Annotated in this window: 18 protein-coding genes; 5 read left to right on the top strand and 13 right to left on the bottom strand. The window is 55.9% G+C overall.

Annotation, left to right across the window (positions count from 1 at the left end; genetic code table 11):
- Positions 1-7: 7 nt before the first annotated feature.
- The 5 genes from O3C79_RS08965 to sfsA form a co-directional block, all read right to left on the bottom strand.
- Positions 8-646 carry a LysE family translocator gene (locus O3C79_RS08965; protein ID WP_494385663.1) on the bottom strand — a complete coding sequence of 213 codons (639 nt, stop codon included), beginning with the start codon at positions 644-646 and terminating at the stop codon, positions 8-10.
- A gap of 155 nt (positions 647-801) precedes the next feature.
- Complete coding sequence (locus O3C79_RS08960) at positions 802-1,788, bottom strand: GGDEF domain-containing protein (protein WP_494385662.1); 987 nt, start codon at positions 1,786-1,788, stop codon at positions 802-804.
- Positions 1,789-1,973: 185 nt separating this feature from the next.
- On the bottom strand, positions 1,974-3,218 hold the full coding sequence (locus tag O3C79_RS08955; protein ID WP_494385661.1) for a GGDEF domain-containing protein: 1,245 nt from the start codon (positions 3,216-3,218) through the stop codon (positions 1,974-1,976).
- Positions 3,219-3,236: 18 nt separating this feature from the next.
- Positions 3,237-4,064 (bottom strand): phosphate/phosphite/phosphonate ABC transporter substrate-binding protein, encoded by an 828-nt coding sequence (locus O3C79_RS08950; protein ID WP_494385660.1) that lies wholly within the window; start codon positions 4,062-4,064, stop codon positions 3,237-3,239.
- Positions 4,065-4,226: 162 nt separating this feature from the next.
- Positions 4,227-4,949, bottom strand: coding sequence for a DNA/RNA nuclease SfsA (gene sfsA, locus O3C79_RS08945; RefSeq protein WP_494385659.1), 723 nt, complete (start codon positions 4,947-4,949; stop codon positions 4,227-4,229).
- Positions 4,950-5,107: 158 nt separating this feature from the next.
- Here sfsA and O3C79_RS08940 point away from each other — a divergent pair, with 158 nt between their 5' ends.
- The 3 genes from O3C79_RS08940 (at position 5,108) to O3C79_RS08930 (ending at position 6,905) form a co-directional block, all read left to right on the top strand.
- Complete coding sequence (locus O3C79_RS08940; RefSeq protein WP_494385658.1) at positions 5,108-5,533, top strand: DsrE family protein; 426 nt, start codon at positions 5,108-5,110, stop codon at positions 5,531-5,533.
- Between the two features lie 21 nt (positions 5,534-5,554).
- On the top strand, positions 5,555-6,112 hold the full coding sequence (locus O3C79_RS08935; protein ID WP_494385657.1) for a rhodanese-like domain-containing protein: 558 nt from the start codon (positions 5,555-5,557) through the stop codon (positions 6,110-6,112).
- Between the two features lie 88 nt (positions 6,113-6,200).
- The gene (locus tag O3C79_RS08930; RefSeq protein WP_494385656.1) at positions 6,201-6,905 is read left to right on the top strand and encodes a tRNA (adenine(22)-N(1))-methyltransferase; all 705 of its coding nucleotides are present in this window, start codon (positions 6,201-6,203) and stop codon (positions 6,903-6,905) included.
- On the opposite strand, the gene O3C79_RS08925 is transcribed toward O3C79_RS08930, so the two are convergent.
- Positions 6,902-7,483 (bottom strand): TetR/AcrR family transcriptional regulator, encoded by a 582-nt coding sequence (locus O3C79_RS08925; protein ID WP_494385655.1) that lies wholly within the window; start codon positions 7,481-7,483, stop codon positions 6,902-6,904. The genes O3C79_RS08930 and O3C79_RS08925 overlap by 4 nt on opposite strands.
- A gap of 92 nt (positions 7,484-7,575) precedes the next feature.
- Here O3C79_RS08925 and O3C79_RS08920 point away from each other — a divergent pair, with 92 nt between their 5' ends.
- Together O3C79_RS08920 and ilvA are read left to right on the top strand one after the other, a co-directional pair.
- Positions 7,576-8,058: an HPP family protein gene (locus O3C79_RS08920; RefSeq protein WP_494385654.1), complete on the top strand. Its 483-nt coding sequence runs from the start codon at positions 7,576-7,578 to the stop codon at positions 8,056-8,058.
- Between the two features lie 242 nt (positions 8,059-8,300).
- Positions 8,301-9,323, top strand: coding sequence for a threonine ammonia-lyase IlvA (ilvA, locus tag O3C79_RS08915; RefSeq protein WP_494385653.1), 1,023 nt, complete (start codon positions 8,301-8,303; stop codon positions 9,321-9,323).
- Positions 9,324-9,326: 3 nt separating this feature from the next.
- Here ilvA and qhpG read toward each other — a convergent pair whose 3' ends face one another.
- The 7 genes from qhpG to peaA form a co-directional block, all read right to left on the bottom strand.
- Entirely contained in the window at positions 9,327-10,655 is a 1,329-nt protein-coding gene (gene qhpG / locus O3C79_RS08910; RefSeq protein ID WP_494385652.1) for a flavin-dependent monooxygenase QhpG, read from the bottom strand.
- On the bottom strand, positions 10,648-11,334 hold the full coding sequence (gene qhpE / locus O3C79_RS08905) for a subtilisin-like serine protease QhpE (RefSeq protein WP_494385651.1): 687 nt from the start codon (positions 11,332-11,334) through the stop codon (positions 10,648-10,650). The genes qhpG and qhpE overlap by 8 nt, the downstream gene beginning before the upstream one ends.
- Positions 11,324-13,051 carry an ABC transporter ATP-binding protein gene (locus O3C79_RS08900; RefSeq protein WP_494385650.1) on the bottom strand — a complete coding sequence of 576 codons (1,728 nt, stop codon included), beginning with the start codon at positions 13,049-13,051 and terminating at the stop codon, positions 11,324-11,326. The genes qhpE and O3C79_RS08900 overlap by 11 nt, the downstream gene beginning before the upstream one ends.
- A 127-nt stretch (positions 13,052-13,178) precedes the next feature.
- The gene (gene peaD / locus O3C79_RS08895; protein WP_494385649.1) at positions 13,179-14,297 is read right to left on the bottom strand and encodes a quinohemoprotein amine dehydrogenase subunit beta; all 1,119 of its coding nucleotides are present in this window, start codon (positions 14,295-14,297) and stop codon (positions 13,179-13,181) included.
- 13 nt (positions 14,298-14,310) lie between these two features.
- Complete coding sequence (gene qhpC / locus O3C79_RS08890; RefSeq protein ID WP_010323762.1) at positions 14,311-14,634, bottom strand: quinohemoprotein amine dehydrogenase subunit gamma; 324 nt, start codon at positions 14,632-14,634, stop codon at positions 14,311-14,313.
- On the bottom strand, positions 14,631-16,064 hold the full coding sequence (gene peaB / locus O3C79_RS08885; RefSeq protein ID WP_076461995.1) for a quinohemoprotein amine dehydrogenase maturation protein: 1,434 nt from the start codon (positions 16,062-16,064) through the stop codon (positions 14,631-14,633). Before peaB ends, qhpC begins: the two co-directional genes overlap by 4 nt.
- 58 nt (positions 16,065-16,122) lie before the next feature.
- A complete protein-coding gene (peaA, locus tag O3C79_RS08880; RefSeq protein ID WP_494385648.1) occupies positions 16,123-17,721 on the bottom strand; it encodes a quinohemoprotein amine dehydrogenase subunit alpha in 1,599 nt (532 codons plus the stop codon).
- Positions 17,722-17,727 lie beyond the last annotated feature (6 nt).

Here is a 17,727-nt window from a genome sequence, read left to right as displayed (position 1 = left end):
CAGCTACTTAGCGACGAAAGCTATCGGCATCGGAAAACAGCAGCCCTGCACCAAAGGCCAGCATGACGCCACCCAGCACACGATCAACCCAATGTCCTACCGCATTAAAACGTGCCCGTACGGCAGGTCGCGACAACACCAGCGTGACCAGCGCAAACCAGCCGAATTGTAGCAGCATCATCCAACCTCCAAGGAGCAGTATCTGCCACAGAGGTGTCAAGGGTGTGATCAGCAGCGTAAAAACGGAGAGAAAGTAGAGCGGGGCCTTCGGATTCAGAGCATTACAGATAAAGCCATGCGCCATCAATCCGAGTGAGCTGGCAGTGGGCACATTCGAGGAAGCCGTATCCGGCCCGGAGGCCCGACTGCGCAAACCCGATATCCCCAGCCAAATCAGATAGGCTGCCGCCAGGTATTTGAGCAGACTGAGCGCAAATGCGGATTCGCTCACCAGTGCCGCCATACCCAGCGATGAATAGGTAATGTGAACCGAAAGACCGAGCGCTATACCCAGGCTGCACAGCAAACCTGCGCGCTTGCCGCGTACCAGAGACTGCTGGCTTACCATAACAAAATCAGGTCCGGGAGAGGCGGCAGCCAGCAGATGAATGAGCGTTACGGCAAGAAACGCATCGATGAAATCCATACACGGTATCCAATCCAGGTACCCTCAGGCACCATGTTTCTTAATGGATACAAAATAAAGCAAAGCTTGCCCTAAAAGCAATCACGTTCTGCTCAGGGCAAGGCCTTATAGCCGGAGACATGGCCGGGGCAACACAAGGTGTGCGCTATTCGCCTTCAGTTCCAGTCTGTTTCAACACACTTTCCATCACTACAGGCAACCTGGATGCAGTTGCGGCTGCCCTCCTTGGCTCGGTAAAGCGCCCGGTCCGCCTGCTCCAGAAAGAGCTCCAGGCTGTCGGTGTGGACGGGCAGAGAGGTCGCAACCCCGCAGCTAAGGGTGATGCGTTGAGCCACAGGTGAGCTGGGGTGATGAATATCAGCCGCTTTCAGCTTTTCAAAACAGCGCTGAGCCACTGTTTTCGCGGCAGCGGCATCGGTTTGCGGCAGTACCAGCACGAACTCTTCACCACCAAAGCGAGCTACGAAATCACGCGCCCGAGTTGCACTGCTTGTCAGCAGCTGGGCCACTTCACGCAGGCACTCGTCGCCTTTGAAATGGCCGAAGCTATCGTTGTACTGCTTGAAATAGTCGATATCGAACATGATGATCGAAAGCGGCTGCTGCTGTCGCCGCGCCTCCATCCATTCACGTTCAAGCACCTGATCGAGCATGCGCCGGTTGGCCACCCCGGTCAGACTATCCAGATAGGAAAGTTCTTCGAGCTCCTGACGCAAGCGGTCACGCTCGATCTCAATCTTTTTACGCTCGCTGATATCAAACATGAAACCGACCAGGGCTTCCATATTACCCTGCTGGTCGCGCAGCACATGTACGACATCACGAATCCAGACGTATTCGCCCTGTTGCGTCAAAGCACGGTAATCAGCCTCATGATCTGCACCCTTTCGAGACTGTTCCAGACAGAACTCGACCACCCGCTTTCGATCTTCCGGATGCATGCGCTCAGCCCAATCCTCAACACTGTTCCAGCTGGTTCTGGGCCAACCCAACAGGTGCTCTATTTGTGGACCAATATAGGTGAAAGTCAGCGAATTCCAATCAATCTTCCATGGTATTGCCTTGGTCGACTCCAACAGGGTTTTATAGAAATCGGGATCATCCTCGATGCCCTTCCCCTGCCCGGCTTCCTTAATTGTCATTTTATTCCTCTACTGCAAGGCATTGTGACGGCCTGCTGGCGGGAAACTCCATAACCCGTCAAACCGCAAGGACTTATGTCACCAAAAAGAAACACATGATATAAAGTAGCGTCAAAACCACCTGAGGTCTACTGAATATTGACTGAACATTCAGAGCCGTTTCTACGTTATTCATCGGAGCACTGTTACCCGTTGGGTGAATACCCGGAGTCATGCAAGGATACTCGCCCACGACCAAGGTGCTTGGCCTGGTAGCAGGCTGTATCGGCTTGGCAGAGCAGATCTTTCAAGCCGGCTGCCTGCCCGGAAACCGAGACTACACCGATACTGGCCCCCACCCTGAACTCGCGGTTGCCACACTGGAATTGAAACCCGTGAACGGCTTCGCAAATACCGTCAGCCACCTTGCAACCCGCGTTTAATTCACAATCCTTTAACAGAATCGCAAACTCATCGCCCCCCAATCGAGCCAGCTCATCCGCTTCACGGATGCGCCCTCTCATGATCCCTGCAATGGCTTTCAGCAATTCATCGCCGGCTGCATGACCACAGGTATCATTAACCACCTTGAAGTGGTCCAGATCGATAAACATGAGCACATGTTCGGCACCCAGGCCTTGCTGCGCCATATCAAGACTTATTGCCAGACGTCGCTCAAATTCCCGACGGTTGATAATGCCGGTCAGCGGATCATGCTTGGCTTCAAACTCCGCCTGCTGTTTCTCCATTTTCAAAAGACTGGCTTCATGCTGGCGGTTTTTCAGCTCGTCCTGCATGTCTATATGGTGTCGTTCAATCGCACTGCGCATGTCACTGAACGTCTGCGACAACTCACCAATTTCACCGGCAGCCTGATCCGGCAGCTGTGTACCAAAATGACCATGCATCAGTTTGTTTGCGGCCTGAATCATCTGCGCCAGCGGCCTGCGTATAACCATCTCCACCTGAAACCAGACGGCCAGCAACATCAGCGCCAATACAATCATCAAGGCGATCTGCAGGGAAATCTGCTGGCTGCGCACCACGTCCATAACGGGTGCCATATCCACCACAACCTGAAGCTCACCGACAGCCGGATCCAGAAACCCCACTTTCGCACTCAGCTGGATAATTTCATCCGCATCCGCCAATCCTTCAGGCTGTGTCAGTGGGTATAAACGCTGTCCCTCGGCATTGACCAGTACGACTTGCACCCAACCGGGTGAGTCATGCTTGATCGCATTCAGCAGGGTGTACACGTTGGCCAGGTCGCTCTCCAACAACGGTGGCAAAATGGCTTCTGCGGCAAGTTCAAGACGATCCTGATGCGCCTTACGCGCAATTTGCAGAGTCTGATCACTCACCGGTGGCAAAACTACCCAATGCACGTACAGGAGAAACCCGGCCGCCAACCCCAGCAGTAGATAGATAAACCTGGCTCTTAGTCCCATAACCGACCTCAGCCCTGCTTAATCCAGAATGTAATAATCATCCAGGCCACGGTCACGCAGCTCGGTATAATCATCCATCGTTGCCGATACAGACTGGAACATGGGTATCCTGGCCATCATCTGCTGTCCTTGAGCGGTAGACGCCAGCGCCAGCCAGGCATCGCGCATCTTCTCACGGTCACTCTCGGGGACACGTGGATGCGCTGACAGAGGATGCGGTTTAATGCCCTGAGTTTCATACAGGATGCGCAAATGTGCTTGCAGGTCTTCAGGCTGTTTCTTCAATGTGCTTAACACACCGCCACCCGCTGCGGTCTGCCCCAGGGCCACATTCAGATACACTGAACTGTGTGTTTGCACATAGCGTGGAATAAATTTGATATTGAACTGACCGTCAAGGTCGGCACGCATCAGAAGTGACGCACCCAGCGCATTGGGTGAGGGAAAAGCGATCATGGACCCATCAAGATCGCTCAATGCTTCATAGGGGCTATCCTTGGCAACGACCAGCACCCCTTTCAATAGTCGCGATTCATCCCGCACCAGTGGCACATAGCCCTGGCTGTCATTCGCCTTGAGCAGATGATAGGGGTTCATGTACGCGAAATCATACTGGCCCGCCAGAAACTTCTTCTCAAATACCGGTATTTTCGGGCTGCCAATCAGCTTGAGTCGAAAGCCCGTTCGCTTCTCCAGCGCACTCAGTATCGGCTGCCAGGTTTCAAAGAGCTTTCGCTGTTCAAACTGGGGCACAACGCCAACGGTATATTCACGGGAGGAAGCGCTATCAGCGGCCCACAAAGGCGCAGCCAAAGCGACTAAACAGAGGGAGAGAAGGTACTTCATGGCGATCACTCGATCGTTCTGAGGCGACAGGGAGCTTACACCTCAACAAGCTGAACATATGACACACGATAATTGTCGCAGATGCGGCTTTTTCGTAATAGTTCAGCTCGGGATTGAATGCGCCTGACTTGATCTGTGTCCGCGCCAGGCACAAAACCGGTACTAAAGTATGACAGGCAAGGGCTGCTCCAACACAAATACCTCCGAAGCCAACCTCACACGCCAGGCCAGGACTTCGACCCCACGCGCACGGGCTTCTCGAAGTAATTCGCCGTAGCGTGCATCGATCTCATCAGCAGGACGGGCTGCCAGTGCACCCGTATGCTGCACACAGAAAAACAGAACGGCTCGACGCCCTTCATCGACGACCTGCATGAGGGTTTGCAGATGCTTTTGCCCACGCTCGGTGACCGAGTCCGGAAAGGCAATAATGCCATCATCCTTATCCTCGGGCCCCGGCCCCAGGGTTACATTTTTCACTTCAATGAAGGTATGCGGATCAGCACGCTCCCCCAGTGCCAGATCAAAGCGACTGTCGCCATAGCGCACTTCGCGTTCAACACCTGAATCGGGCTGAAGTTCAGGTATCCAGCCTGCCCGCACCGCTTCCTCCACCAGCGCATTAGTGCGACTGGTATTCACCCCGGCCCAATGTCCATGACCAACCTGCAAGGCTTCAAGCGTATGCCGGTATTTGCGCTTGGTGTTGCCGCTATCCGAGATCAAGGCAGCCTGCTCAACACCGGGTAGCACACAGTTGCGCATGGACCCGGTATTCGGGCAATGCACGGTCATTTCACTGCCGTCAGCACGACGGACATCAGCAAGAAAGCGCTTGTAGCGACGCAACAAAACAACAGGTTCGAGCGAGGGTTCAAATTGCACGTTAACTCCAGGCAGGCATGAAAGTCAGCTGCATTGTGCATGGGTGCACAATGAGTGCAAAGCGAGAGAGCCTCTTTTCAGCGGCACAGCTTCACAACCAAATAATATAAGTATATTCTAATTTAGAATATACTAACCAACATGCACAGGACTCCACCATGAAAAAGCACCTCCTCACGCTTGGCTTCTGCTCAGTACTGATGACACCGGCGGTACAGGCAGAAAACGTTGATCAGGCACTGGTTATCGTCAACAGCGGTTCACTGCAGACACAGGGAATGGCCATGGTGCTGGCTAATGCCATGCAGGCCAAGGGTACCCAGGTTGATGTGTTGCTTTGCGACCAGGCCGGCGACCTGGCGCTTAAATCGACCCAGAGCTCTGAACTTAAACCACGTAATGTCACCCCTGAGCAACTGATGGGCAAACTCCAGCAAGGAGGTGCTCAGGTCAGCGTCTGTGCGCTCTATCTCCCCAATAGCCAGCACACACGAAACGACTTGCGTAAGGGAATCAATGTAGCCAAGCCACCGGCCATTGCCGATCAAATGCTGGATTCAAACCGCCGCATTTACAGCTTTTGAGACATAAGCAGGTAGTCAATTATGAAGAAGTTCATCACAACAATTCTGGTATCAGCTTCTCTGGCCTTGGGCAGTGCCGCTGTACAAGCAGATGAAATGGGCATCAGCAATCTAGATGCCTATGAACTGGTACAGGCAGATAACAAAGATGTCCTGCTGGTAGATGTGCGCGATCCGGTAGAGATCATGTTCATCGGCTTCACAGATAGTGTCGACCTGAACATTCCCTATCTGATGGTCGATCGAACCCAATGGGACAGTGAAAAAAACCGTTTCCGCCTTTATCGGAACCCGGATTTTGTTGACCAAATAGAAGCGGCCCTCAACGCGCGTGGAATGGACAAAAACGCCACCGTCATCACCATGTGCCGTTCGGGTAGCGAGCGCGGGCTGCCCAGCGCCCAGTTTTTGCAGGAACATGGCTTTGAAAATGCCCGTTACGTCATCAATGGCTTTCAGGGCAGCAGCGTAAAACAGGGTGATAAAAAGGGGCTTCGCATTAAAAACGGCTGGCAAAACTCGGGCCTCCCCTGGCAGACTAAACCCAACCCCGAGAAGATTTTTCGACTGGACCGTTGATACATTGCGATTGTCAGGAGGCTAACGGGCCTCCTGCTTTAACAGCCAAAGTCAGAGCCCGTATAATGCACCCTCGTTCACGAGACTGATGGGGTATGACTTGAAACTGGGTAAACGGTTACAACAGATTGCGGCACTTACCAACGAATCCTATACCCATATCTGGGATTGCTGCTGTGATCATGGTTACCTGGGACAGGCACTGCTGCATGAGTTGCACCAGCCTCAGATTCATTTCGTCGATATCGTTCCGGAACTGATCAATTCACTGGAACTTCAACTGCAGCAAAAAGCACCACGTAGAGGCTGGCACACTGCCTGTATGGATGCCGGCGAGCTGCCGCTGGATCAAATGCCCGGCAAGCATCTGGTCATCATTGCCGGTGTGGGTGGCGACCTGATCCAGGAGTTTGCCACCCGGCTGCACCAGCAACAGCCCGATGCCGATGTGGACTATCTGCTATGCCCGGTCTACCACCAGTACGCTGTTCGCCAGCAGCTGATTGCTCTGGGCTTTCGCCTGAAGCAGGAAGTACTGGTCAAGGACAAGCGCCACTTCTACGAGGTCCTGAAGGTATGCCCCGGCTTACCGCAGAATCAGCATTTGCCAGCCGTCAGCCCTACCGGCCAGTGCATCTGGAAAGCTGACACGGAAATGCAGACCCGTATCGCACGAGAGTACCTGAGCCGAACACTGGCGCATTATCGCCGCATCAGCCGCGGTAACCATAAGCCGGTCGAACATATTATCGCGGCCTACGCTGATGTCCGGGTTGAGACCACCGAGGGTTAATCTTCCCGACGAACATGCGCCTGCAGCAATGGCTCTGCAATCGCCCAAGCCTTGAGGGCAGCGTTTTTATCCCCGGTTACATGTGCCTGCACAATGGCTCCCTCTTTCAGGAGAGCCAGCGCATCAACCAGTTGATCCAGCATGCCAGCTTCCACCCATGCCGACAGGTGCTGGCGCATCAGTGCCTGCACCGCCCACTTGTGCGCTGAACATTGCTTATGCAATGGATGCTCGGCATCCCCATATTCGGCACTGAGGTTAATGAAGTAACAGCCATTGAATTGAGGCTGGCCAGCATCCTGACCGTTGAACCAGTCATGTAAAGCATCAAACATCGCTTTCAAAGCGTCTATTCCTCCCGGCCCAGTTGCCATTCGCTCACCAAGCCAATTCAGAAAACGCTGATCACGATAGCTGAGTGTCGCAGCCACTAATTCATCCTTGCTGGCAAAGTGGTTATACAGGGTTTTCTTGGCCACCCCTGACTCAGTCAAAATGCGATTGATCCCCACCGCATGCACACCTTCACGGTAGAAAAGATCGAATGCGACCTGTACCAGATGTTCTCGCTTATCCATTCAGGCTCCTCTGCGTTGATTGGCCCATGTTGACACCAGGAGACCGAACTGTCTACCATGGAGACAAATCGGTCTACTTAAGGAAAATATTTATGAGCCCCCACGTTTCCCTCCCCATGCAATTGAAAACCGCATTACTGGCCGGACTGGGTGCAAGTCTTTGTATTTCAGGATTGGGTCTGCTGGGCCATTTGCAGCAAGCCCTCTGGCTGATGGCCCCCTTTGGTGCCACCATGGTAATTCTGTTTGCCCTGCCGGCCAGCCCTCTGGCACAGCCGCGCAATATCATTGTCGGGCATCTGCTGACCACCGCTCTTGGGCTGCTCATTGCCCAACTGTGGGGCGTACATGTCGGGTCAATGGGGCTGGCGGTTGGCCTCGCGGTCATGTTGATGATGCTTACCCACACCACCCACCCGCCGGCGGGCGCCAACCCATTGCTGGTGATGCTGGCCGGTGAACACTGGAGTTTCCTGGTGAATCCCGTTGCAGTAGGCGCCATCGCCATTGTCGCCTTTGGCTATGCCTACCACCGCTGGATATCCCGGCAGCCCTATCCTGCCCGCTGGCTTTAAACCAGGAAGGTAAAATAACTTGACAGTCCCCGGTCATTTCTGTTTATTCTATAACCACTTTTTAGCAAGTCAGTCCGGAGCGCTCTAATGAGCTGCATCATCACCAAAATCATGATGATTATTCACACTAACAGAGGTTTGGTGGGATAACCTGTGCTTGCAAATACGCATTCAAAAAACCCGCCAAATGGCGGGTTTTTTTATGGCTGAAAATAGCTGACATCCATTGAGAGGATATGACCATGACCGCAGCAGCCGCACTACCCCAGCCCCTGACATTCACTGATCTTCTGCCCGAGGTTCAGGACATTGAGGCGGCCGCTGCACGTATGGAAGGCATTATTCGTCATACGCCACTGCAGAAAAGTGAATACCTGAGCCGTAAATATAAGGCTGAAATTCTGCTGAAACGCGAAGACCAGCAACCGGTTCGCTCTTTCAAGATTCGTGGTGCCTATAACCGCATTGCACAGTTGTCCGATCAGGAACGTGCCTGCGGCATCGTCTGTGCCAGCGCCGGCAACCATGCTCAGGGCGTTGCCTATTCCTGCCATGCTTTGGGTATCCGCGGCAGGGTATTCATGCCTGCCAATACGCCGGCCTTGAAAGTAAACAAGGTGCGGGAATTTGGCGGCGACCAGATTGATGTGGTGCTGACAGGCCATACCTTCGATGACGCCTGCGCTGCCGCAAAAGAGTTTGAACACACGGAAGGGGCGACGTTCATTCACCCCTTCGATGATTTTGATGTCATTGCCGGTCAGGGTACCCTGGCACTGGAAACACTGGAGAACGCCCCCGGCGCCATTGATTACCTGTTCGCGCCGGTCGGCGGTGGCGGTCTGGCCAGCGGAGTGGGCACCGTCTTCCACCACCGCAGCCCTGATACCTACCTTGTGGGTGTAGAGCCCAAGGATGCCGCAGCTCTGAAGCACTCCTTTGCGGCCGGGTACAACCTGACGCTGGCCAGGATCGATCCGTTTATCGACGGTGCCGCCACCAAGCGAATTGGTGAGCTGGGTTATACCATTTGTCGCCAGGCGCTGCATGAAGTGGTCTCAGTAGACGACAAGGCAACCTGCAGCACCCTGATCGATCTGTACCAGGAGGAAGCCATCGTGGCAGAGCTGGCCGGCTGCCTCAGCATTGCAGCTCTGGAACAGTACAAGGACGAGATTGCCGGCAAGCGGGTGGTGTGCATCCTCAGTGGTGGTAACAACGACTTCACCCGTGCCGGTCAGATCATGCAGAAAGCCAATGCCTGATGCTCAGGCGGACAACCAGCCCTGCTGGCGCATCCAGTTAGCCAGCAGAGGGCCTTTATCATCACCGATGTGATTGGCTAGAACCTCGGCGGCGGCACGCTCAGGCTCTGCCCGAACCGCATCTAGCAACGGCGCCAGCAGCAGTCCGTTCAAATGCCAGATACCCAGTGGCTGGTCCGGAGTGATCACCACATGGGCTTCCGTAATGAGGCCGTTTTCGACCACTGGACGCATACCGGTTGTAACCACCTCCGGTGTAACATCGGTATGCAAGGGTTCGGCGTCCGGCCACTGGCGCCGCGCTTGCCAGAAAGGTCGATCCGGCCACTGGCTTTCCTGGGCGTAAAAGTCACGTCCGATGCGGGCAAAACGGTAAAACAGCCCCTCGATACGCGCCTCATGGAACGCCTTGGCCAGTTCGGCGCGTTCAGGGTTCTGGATTAGCGTATTGACCACTGCGGGTGCCTGCAAAGCCGATGACAACGCCTGAAAAATACCATTCCCCGACAACGGGTCCACTGCCATGGCGGCATCCCCCACACGGATCCAGTTATCACCGGCACTGCGTTCACAGAGCACCGGGCTGCTGGTGCGCGCATAGACCGATCCAACTGGCTCAGCTCCCGCCATAAAAGGCGCTGACTGCTCCAGCCGTTCCAGGCGTGTACGGCACCAATCATTCAGCTCTCGCTTGGGTGGCAAGTTGGCACTGGCCACATCCAGCGTCAGCTGCAGATACCGGCGACCATCTGCCCGCATGGCCATCCAGGCCCAACCATCTTCGAAGCTTTCCACGGCGGTTTTGGGGTCGGCCTCTACACCTTGCCAATATTGCAGCAGAGACACGGTCTGCGTGCCTTTTACCCGAGACACACCCGCCGCCGGTGCGGCACGACCGCGGGCCTCAACCAGAAACGGCGCTCGGAGCTGCTGCTGGCCACCGTCGGTCAACGCCACATCCACCGTAAATATGCCCTCATGCTCCAGGCAGTTTTGCACACGCCCCTGAACCACCTGAACACCCTGTTCGATCAGGTCCTGTAACAGGCCACGATCAAACGGCTGACGGGGAATCAAACGCTCGGTATTGGCTGCACTGGTTTCACCGTTCCAGGTCACCTGGCGCGGTGATGGTTCCGCCAACGCCTGCAATGCGTGCTTGAAGCCGGCCGCCTGCATGCCTTGAACGGCACGGTCAGAACTGCCCTCTACCGCATCGAAGGGGCGTGGCTCGCTAACAACCGACACCGAATACCCCAGCCGACGCAGGCCAAGAGCCACCGCTCCGCCAGCAGGGCCACCACCCAGCACCAAAATATCCGTATCAGCCATGAACCGCTCCTCGTCGTTCCGGTCCTTGATACTGTGATTGCTCAATCAGCCACTGACGGGCCGCTCTGAGGCTTGGGCTCGAGGCCTGCTGCAGATAGCGCAGCAGATGGCCGCTCAGATGAGCACAGCCCAGGCTGGCTCCGGACAGACCGCGGGTATTATCCAGCGGCAGCACACAGGCACCAAAGTCGGCGAACTCGGTTTCCAGATAGGAGATCTCTTCACGCAGGCAACGGGCATCCCCGGTCATGCGGAATACACCCGGATAGTGCGCCGGATAAACCGGCTCTCCCCGTGCCGGGCTTGAAGCACAGATCAACACACCGGCTTTCAGCGCCTGCTCGCAGGCTTCACGCAGGGCCGGACGGTCCTGACGCAAGCCCAGGCTCAGGTTGATCACCTGCACACCCTGCTCCACCAGCCAGTCGATGGCGGCCGCCACCTGAATGGCCGTGGTGGTCAAACGTGCTTGAAACACCTGAGCCGAATACACCTCAGCTTCAGGTACCAGCGCCTGGATCACCTCGATAGTGCGGGTGCCATGACCAAGCTGATCCGGCTCAGCCTCAGCCAGCCACAACTGCCCCTCATCCAGCACAAAGGCCGCACTTTCAGCCAGCTGTTGTTGCACCGAACAGCCCGAATCAACCACCCCGATTTTCAGTAGGTTAGTGGACATCGGCTACCTCCTCAATCAGGCTCAGATGCGCATTTTGCAGCAGCAGGCGACGGTCGGCGCCGGCAAGCGTTGAGGGTCGATGACTGATCAGAATGCGGGTGCGGCCGGCAAAAAGACGATCCACCGCTGCGATCACCTGCTGCTCCGTCGCCTCATCAACGGCGGAGGTAGCCTCATCCAGCACCAGCACCGCCGGCTGCTGCAGCAGTGCACGGGCGATGGCGATACGCTGCTTCTGACCACCGGACAGCTGCTGACCGCGCTCACCCAGCGGCGTATCCAGACCTTGAGGCAGACGCTGAATCAGGTCATCCAGCTGCGCATCCCGTGCTGCCTCACGCACCTCAGCATCACTGGCATTGGGGCAGGCGTAGCGCAGGTTGTCGGCCAAAGAACCACGGAACAGGGTAATATCCTGGGACACCACTGCTACGCAGCGGCGCAATTCCGCCAGGCTAAGTTCACGTATATCAACGCCATCCAGCAGTACTTGCCCTTCCTGGGGGTCATAATGGCGCTGCAGCAGGTCAATCAGTGTTGATTTACCCGCACCGGAGGCACCGGCCAGAGCGATTTTCAAGCCGGCAGGCAGTTCAGCGCTGACATTGTCCAGCACCGGACCACGTCCATCATAAGCAAAGCTGACGTTTTCAAGTCGCATCTCGCCACGCACAGGCTGAGGCAAGGATTTGGGTTCGGCCGGCGTTTCGATCTCAACCTCGGCCAGGCGCAGTTCGTTGACGCGATCAAGGCTGACGCTCATGCGCTGAATGGCTACGTACAATCCCAATAGGCTGTTGACCGGCCCGGTGGCCATTCCCAAATACGTCGAGAAGGCAATCAGCGAGCCCAGTTGCCACTCGCCCTGAATCACCCACCAGCCACCGATCAGAAAGGCGGCGGCACGGGTCATGGACGTCAGGGTGCCGGGAATGGCATGGGTAAAGAATTCGGTCACCTGCAGCTGCAGGAGTTTATCCAGGTAGCTGTCATTCAGCCCGCCCAGGCGGGTACGTTCGCGCCCTTCCTGACCGGTCGACTGAATGAATTTAACCGCAGGCAGGGTTTCGACCAGAAAACTGGACAGATCCGCCGAGCGTTCGCGCATCTCACGGGTACGCACTTCAACCTTGCGCCGCATCCAGCGCAGCCAGACAATTTCCAGTGGAATGAGCACCAGCACCAGCAGCGACAACTGCCATGACAGCGCCACCAGCAACACCAGCGCACCGACAAGTCCGATTATACTGCTGACCGCCGAAAACAGGCTGTCGACGGCAAAACGCTGAATCGCCGCCACATCGCCATCAATACGGGACAGCAGGTCACCAATACGGCGCTGACCAAAGAACGCGGGCGAAAGGCGCTGCAGGTGCGCATACAGATCGGTACGCAGTGCAAACAGGATGCGCCCGGACAGGCGGGTATGCAGATAGCGGTTCACCCCGGAGAGTGCGGTGCTGAGAATACCGACAAGGATCATCGCAATCGCCAGCTGCACCAGCACACTGTAATCCTTGGCGATCAGACCATCATCGATCAACATTTTGGTCAGCCAGGGCTGCAGCAGCACAAAGGCGGAACCGATGAACGATAAGCCCAGCAATCCGGCAATGGCGCGGCGCTGCGGCTTGATGAAGCTGTACAACCAGCGAAACCCCTGCTCCAGTCGACTGCGATCGGGTGCATGGATGGCGCGTACCAGCCACTTAAGCATCTATCTATCCTTATCTGTTTCCGGGCAATATCGAACTGTTTCAACGCCGCTCTTGCCCAATAAAAACGGGAGGCCCGTTGCCGGCACCTCCCGTTGACTATACCTGATTTGCAGCGCGCGTCAGGTGTTAGTCCTTGATGGTTGCTACACGCAGATCAGACGTCGACATGTCGCCGGTCAGCTGGATAGAACCAATCTTGTCCAGCGTTTCACTGTCATGGACAGAGATATCGCTGCTGGTACCACCGACATAGATGGTTTTGCCATCACCTGAGATATTCAGGTCGTAGTAGGTGTGACCCAGTTCATGGACCGCCAGCGTTTCGTTCTTGCTGATATCGTGCTTGGACAGCGTGTTGAAGCTGCCATACAGGATATTGGAGTCACGCGGGTCGGTAATGAAGTTGAAGATGATGAATTCGAACGGAATCGTTTCCACACGCTCGGCTTCACCGGTCTCCAGATCCACACGGCTCATGCCCCACCACCATTCGGCGGTTTCGAAGTTCCACTCTTCAGAGTCAAACTTGGCCGTTACGTACGGCATGATGTACTCGTTGGCCTGCTCACCCTGAGAGTGCATGGCGAAGGCATCAGGCGGCAACCACAGCGGGCCCTTTTCCCAGTTGGCCAGCTTGCTGACCATGCGGATATCACCGGTTTTCGGGTTGATCGCCTTGAGATCAGCACCACCCAGGATTACTTCGTTCTGGGCAGTAGTGGCGATCTTGGTGATACGACGATCCACCGGGAAGGTGCGTACAACCTTGGCGTTCATACCATCTTCAATGTTGAATACGGCCAGGCGCGGCTGCATCACTTCAAAGCGGTCACGGTGCTTCTTGACCGGGTTCTGCACGGTGTACAGTTCGGTACCGTCGGCGCTGACGGTGATCGACTGCATGGAGATCACCTGCAGAGTCGGGGAAGACTGCTCGGCCTTGAAGGTCATGTCACAGTTACGAATATCGAAACCGTAAATGTCCTTGGTACCGTTACTCAGCACATAGGCGTGGGTATTGTCCGGGGACATGGCGATAGAGCCAGTACCGAACGGGCCAGGGATATCACAGGTACGCGCGATCTCGTTGGTGCTCATATCGATCACGTGCAGCTGATTGGGACGGGTTACCGTCAGCAGGTATTCCTGGTCAGCCATGGCATAGGGTGCCACCGCTGACAGGGCTGCGCCCATCACCAGTGAGCCAGCCAGGCCGGCTGATTTGAACGTGTTAGTCAGTTTCATCTGCCAGCTCCTGTTACTGCTCATCCTCGAAGATACCATCCAGCTTGCGCCAGTCCTTGTCGGCTTTCGCCACATCCTTACCCCAGTCTGGGTAAGTGTGCATGGTGTCCGGGACCTGTGCCGGCCACCAGCAGGCGTCGGCACAACCGTACAGGTCAGATTCCATCGGCTGACACAGTGAGCCCAGACCACCGAAGGGGTCCAGCTCCCAGCCCGGGTCAGTAGTGGCCGTACAGCCCACAACGGTCTGCATGGCAACAACGTCTTCAACTTCTTCCGGGCTGACCGCCTTGTTGATCAGCTGCGCTTTCTTGTTCAGAGACTTGAGATGTTTCATTTAGCACTCCTCCTCGGAGAGACATGTGCTTCGAAGAACCCGGGGTTCTCGAGCATGATCCGCGAATACACTTCCACACCAAAGTCGACCCAGTCTCGCATCAGGTCACAGTAGTGGTAGGAAGGATGCGTCGGATCTCCATATTTGGCGTAACTTTCGTGGTAACAACCACCCGAACAGAGGTTTCGAATACGGCAGGTTTCACAACCGGTGTTGCTGCGGTCCAGGCGCTTCTCGACGAACTGGCCCAGGCTGGCCTTGTCGATACCGTTTTCAACATCACCGAAGGTCTGCATGTCGGAGCCGGTAAAGCGGTGACACAGGTTCAGGTCACCATCCTTGTCGACAGCCAGCAAACCGATACCGGCACCACAGGGCACCAGTTTCTTGTTGCCTTCATACATGTCAGTAATTAACTGATGCATGTTGCCGTAGCCGAAGTTTTCATTGCGCAGTGCGGCTTCCAGGTAGCGTTTACCCAGGCGTTTCATGCCGGCGAACACCTCGACCAGCTCTTCACCGGTCAGGTTGAATTCGGCAATGTCGCCCGAGGTCACGGGGCCAAAGCCCACTTCGAAGAAGCCCAGCTCGCCGCTGAGGTGATCGTAGATTTTCTCCACATCGGTGATACCGCGTGTCAGGGTGACACGGCAGCCCACCGGGCGCGCGTTGTAACGGGCCAGCAGCATTTCCACCTTGCGGCGGACCACATCGTAAGTACCCTGTCCACCAACGGTAATTCGGTTCTTGTCGTGCATCGCCTTGGGGCCGTCCATGGAGATGGTCAGGCCAAAACGGTGCTCGTTGAACCAGTCCACCAGCTCTTCGTTAAGCAGGGTGGCGTTGGTTGTCATGGTAAAGTCGACAGTGGCATCCAGCTTGGAAAAGCGCTCCTCGCAATAGGCCACCACATCTCGGATCAGTGACATATTGGACAGCGGTTCACCACCGAAGAAGACCACGTTGTAGGCAGGCTGGTTCGGCGATTCCCTCAGCAACATTTCAACCGACTTGATCGCCGTCTCATAGGCCATTTTTTCGCCTTTGGACGGGGTCGTCAGGTCTTCCTTGTAGCAGTAGGTGCAGCTGAGGTTACAGCCGGTGTTCACGTTCAGCACCACAGTGGTCAGCGGAAACTGCTCCACTTTCTGCGGGTCCGGGTTGATGCGGGCAACCGCACCAGGCTCGGAGATCACTTCCAGTGAGCGCAGCTCCTCGATCACTTCGGAGACCGCTTCCTGCGAATAGCGCGCATGCAGTTCAGCCAACTGCTGGTGTGATACCTGCTCGTGGCGATCGAACAGCTGCAACAGTTCGCGCCCAAGATCATCGAGCTCGAAAATGCTGCTGCTGGGAATGTGAAACAGCATCTGGCGGGCATCAACATCAACCCTGTGCAGATTTGGTTTCACCAGTGTCATGGCGCCCATGATTCACCTCTTTGTTGTTCTGTTGGGTGGCTACTTTTTGTTGTCGGGTGTCAGAGGCTTAGTCCAGTACGCGGCGTACGAAATCCTGCACCGCTACCAGCATGCTGCCTTCGCCTTCAACGGTGGTATCACCGTCTTTAACACTGGCTACCACTGCCAAGCGGCCCACATTGTTGGCGTTCATCTTGCGTGCGGGGTTCAGACCAGCATCGCCCGGTGTAAAGATGCCAGCGGCATTGATCATGCCGGCATACTTGTCATCTTTATCATGAGCAGCGACTTCGTCAGCCGGTTTGATGCTCCACTGTGCCGGCATGTAACCCAGGCGCAGATCGTCATCCGTACCTGCTTCACCATCGGCACCCGCGCTGTAACCCACAGCACGATAGTTGGCACGTACCTTGTCCAGATCCATACCGGCCCCGCCAATACGGCTAATGGCCGAAGCAGGCGTAACATCTACACGTGCCAGCTCGCCATAAACGGCCAGCTCGGCACCGGCTTTGCCTACCATTACAGAGCGCATACCTTCTGTACCACTCGCCTTGGCGATCACCGTGATACGGTCCTGACTGCGAGAAACCACTTTCTCGATTTCAACACCCTCGCCAAGGTTGATCTCGCCATCCAGATTCTGGCCAACCAGTGTCAGCTCTGCGCTTTCTCCAAGGCGCAGGTAGGACGGTTGAACCGCAACGATGTCAGCGACTCCTTGATCGCGCACAGCCATGAGGTCACCACCCACTCTACGCTCGGCAGCCGGGAACATACGACCTTCCATATTGTTGCCGGCCTTATCCGCCGCCATCACCTGACGCATTTTCACGCCATCGATGGTCAGGCTGGCACGCCATTCGAAGCCGGTATAGACGGTCGCATTACCCTTGCCAGACAGCTTGCTGCCATCGGCGTACGTGCCTTCAATATCCAGGTCGTACTTGCCTTCACCGGTTTTGGCAGCCGACATCCAGGCATCAAACTCGCCCTTGCCCGGAACGAAACCGGTTACACGCCAGCGTCCCATCAGGTCGCTCTTGTCAGCCGCTTTCCAGTTGCTCCAGGCTTTGGTTTCAAACGGGAACTGTTCGGCCAGTTTAACGGCGGTGTCGTTGCGTGCGATGTCGAACCACTGACGGTCACGAGCCAGAGAGTGGAATTCGGTCGTCGGGAACTGCCCCATGTGGAAATCAACCAGGTATTTCCACTCCTGCTCGGTACGTCGCTGCAGGCTGAAACGGGCACCGGAGTGACAGCGAGCACACATTTCCGCAGTACCCGGCTCAATACCGGTTTCCACGACATTGGTGTCCTGCTCCAGCAGGTAGCGGTAGCCTTCGGTTTCTTCCGGCGCCAGCCCCTGAGTATCCGCCAGATATTTCACCAGCGCACGCTTCTCCTCGGTGGAGATCTGCAAGTCGCGCAGGTGAATCATGCGGTTCAGCGTCATGTGCCAGCCTTCCGGCGTTTTACGCTGTTCACTGATACGGGAGAAGCTTGGCGCCTCAGCCGTACCGCTTTCGGTATGACAGGCCAGGCAGCGGTCCCGGATGATCTGTTGTGCGTCCTGAGCCAGAAGCGGGGTACTGGCCAGACCGGCCAATGCCAACACGCCTGTGCTCAACAGCGCACGTTTGGAATTATTATTACTCAATGCCATCACTCC

Source organism: Marinobacterium sp. NO-S09, assembly GCF_059179545.1.
Note: the sequence above shows the minus strand (reverse complement) of the source record. Positions and strands in the feature narration are given on the sequence as shown.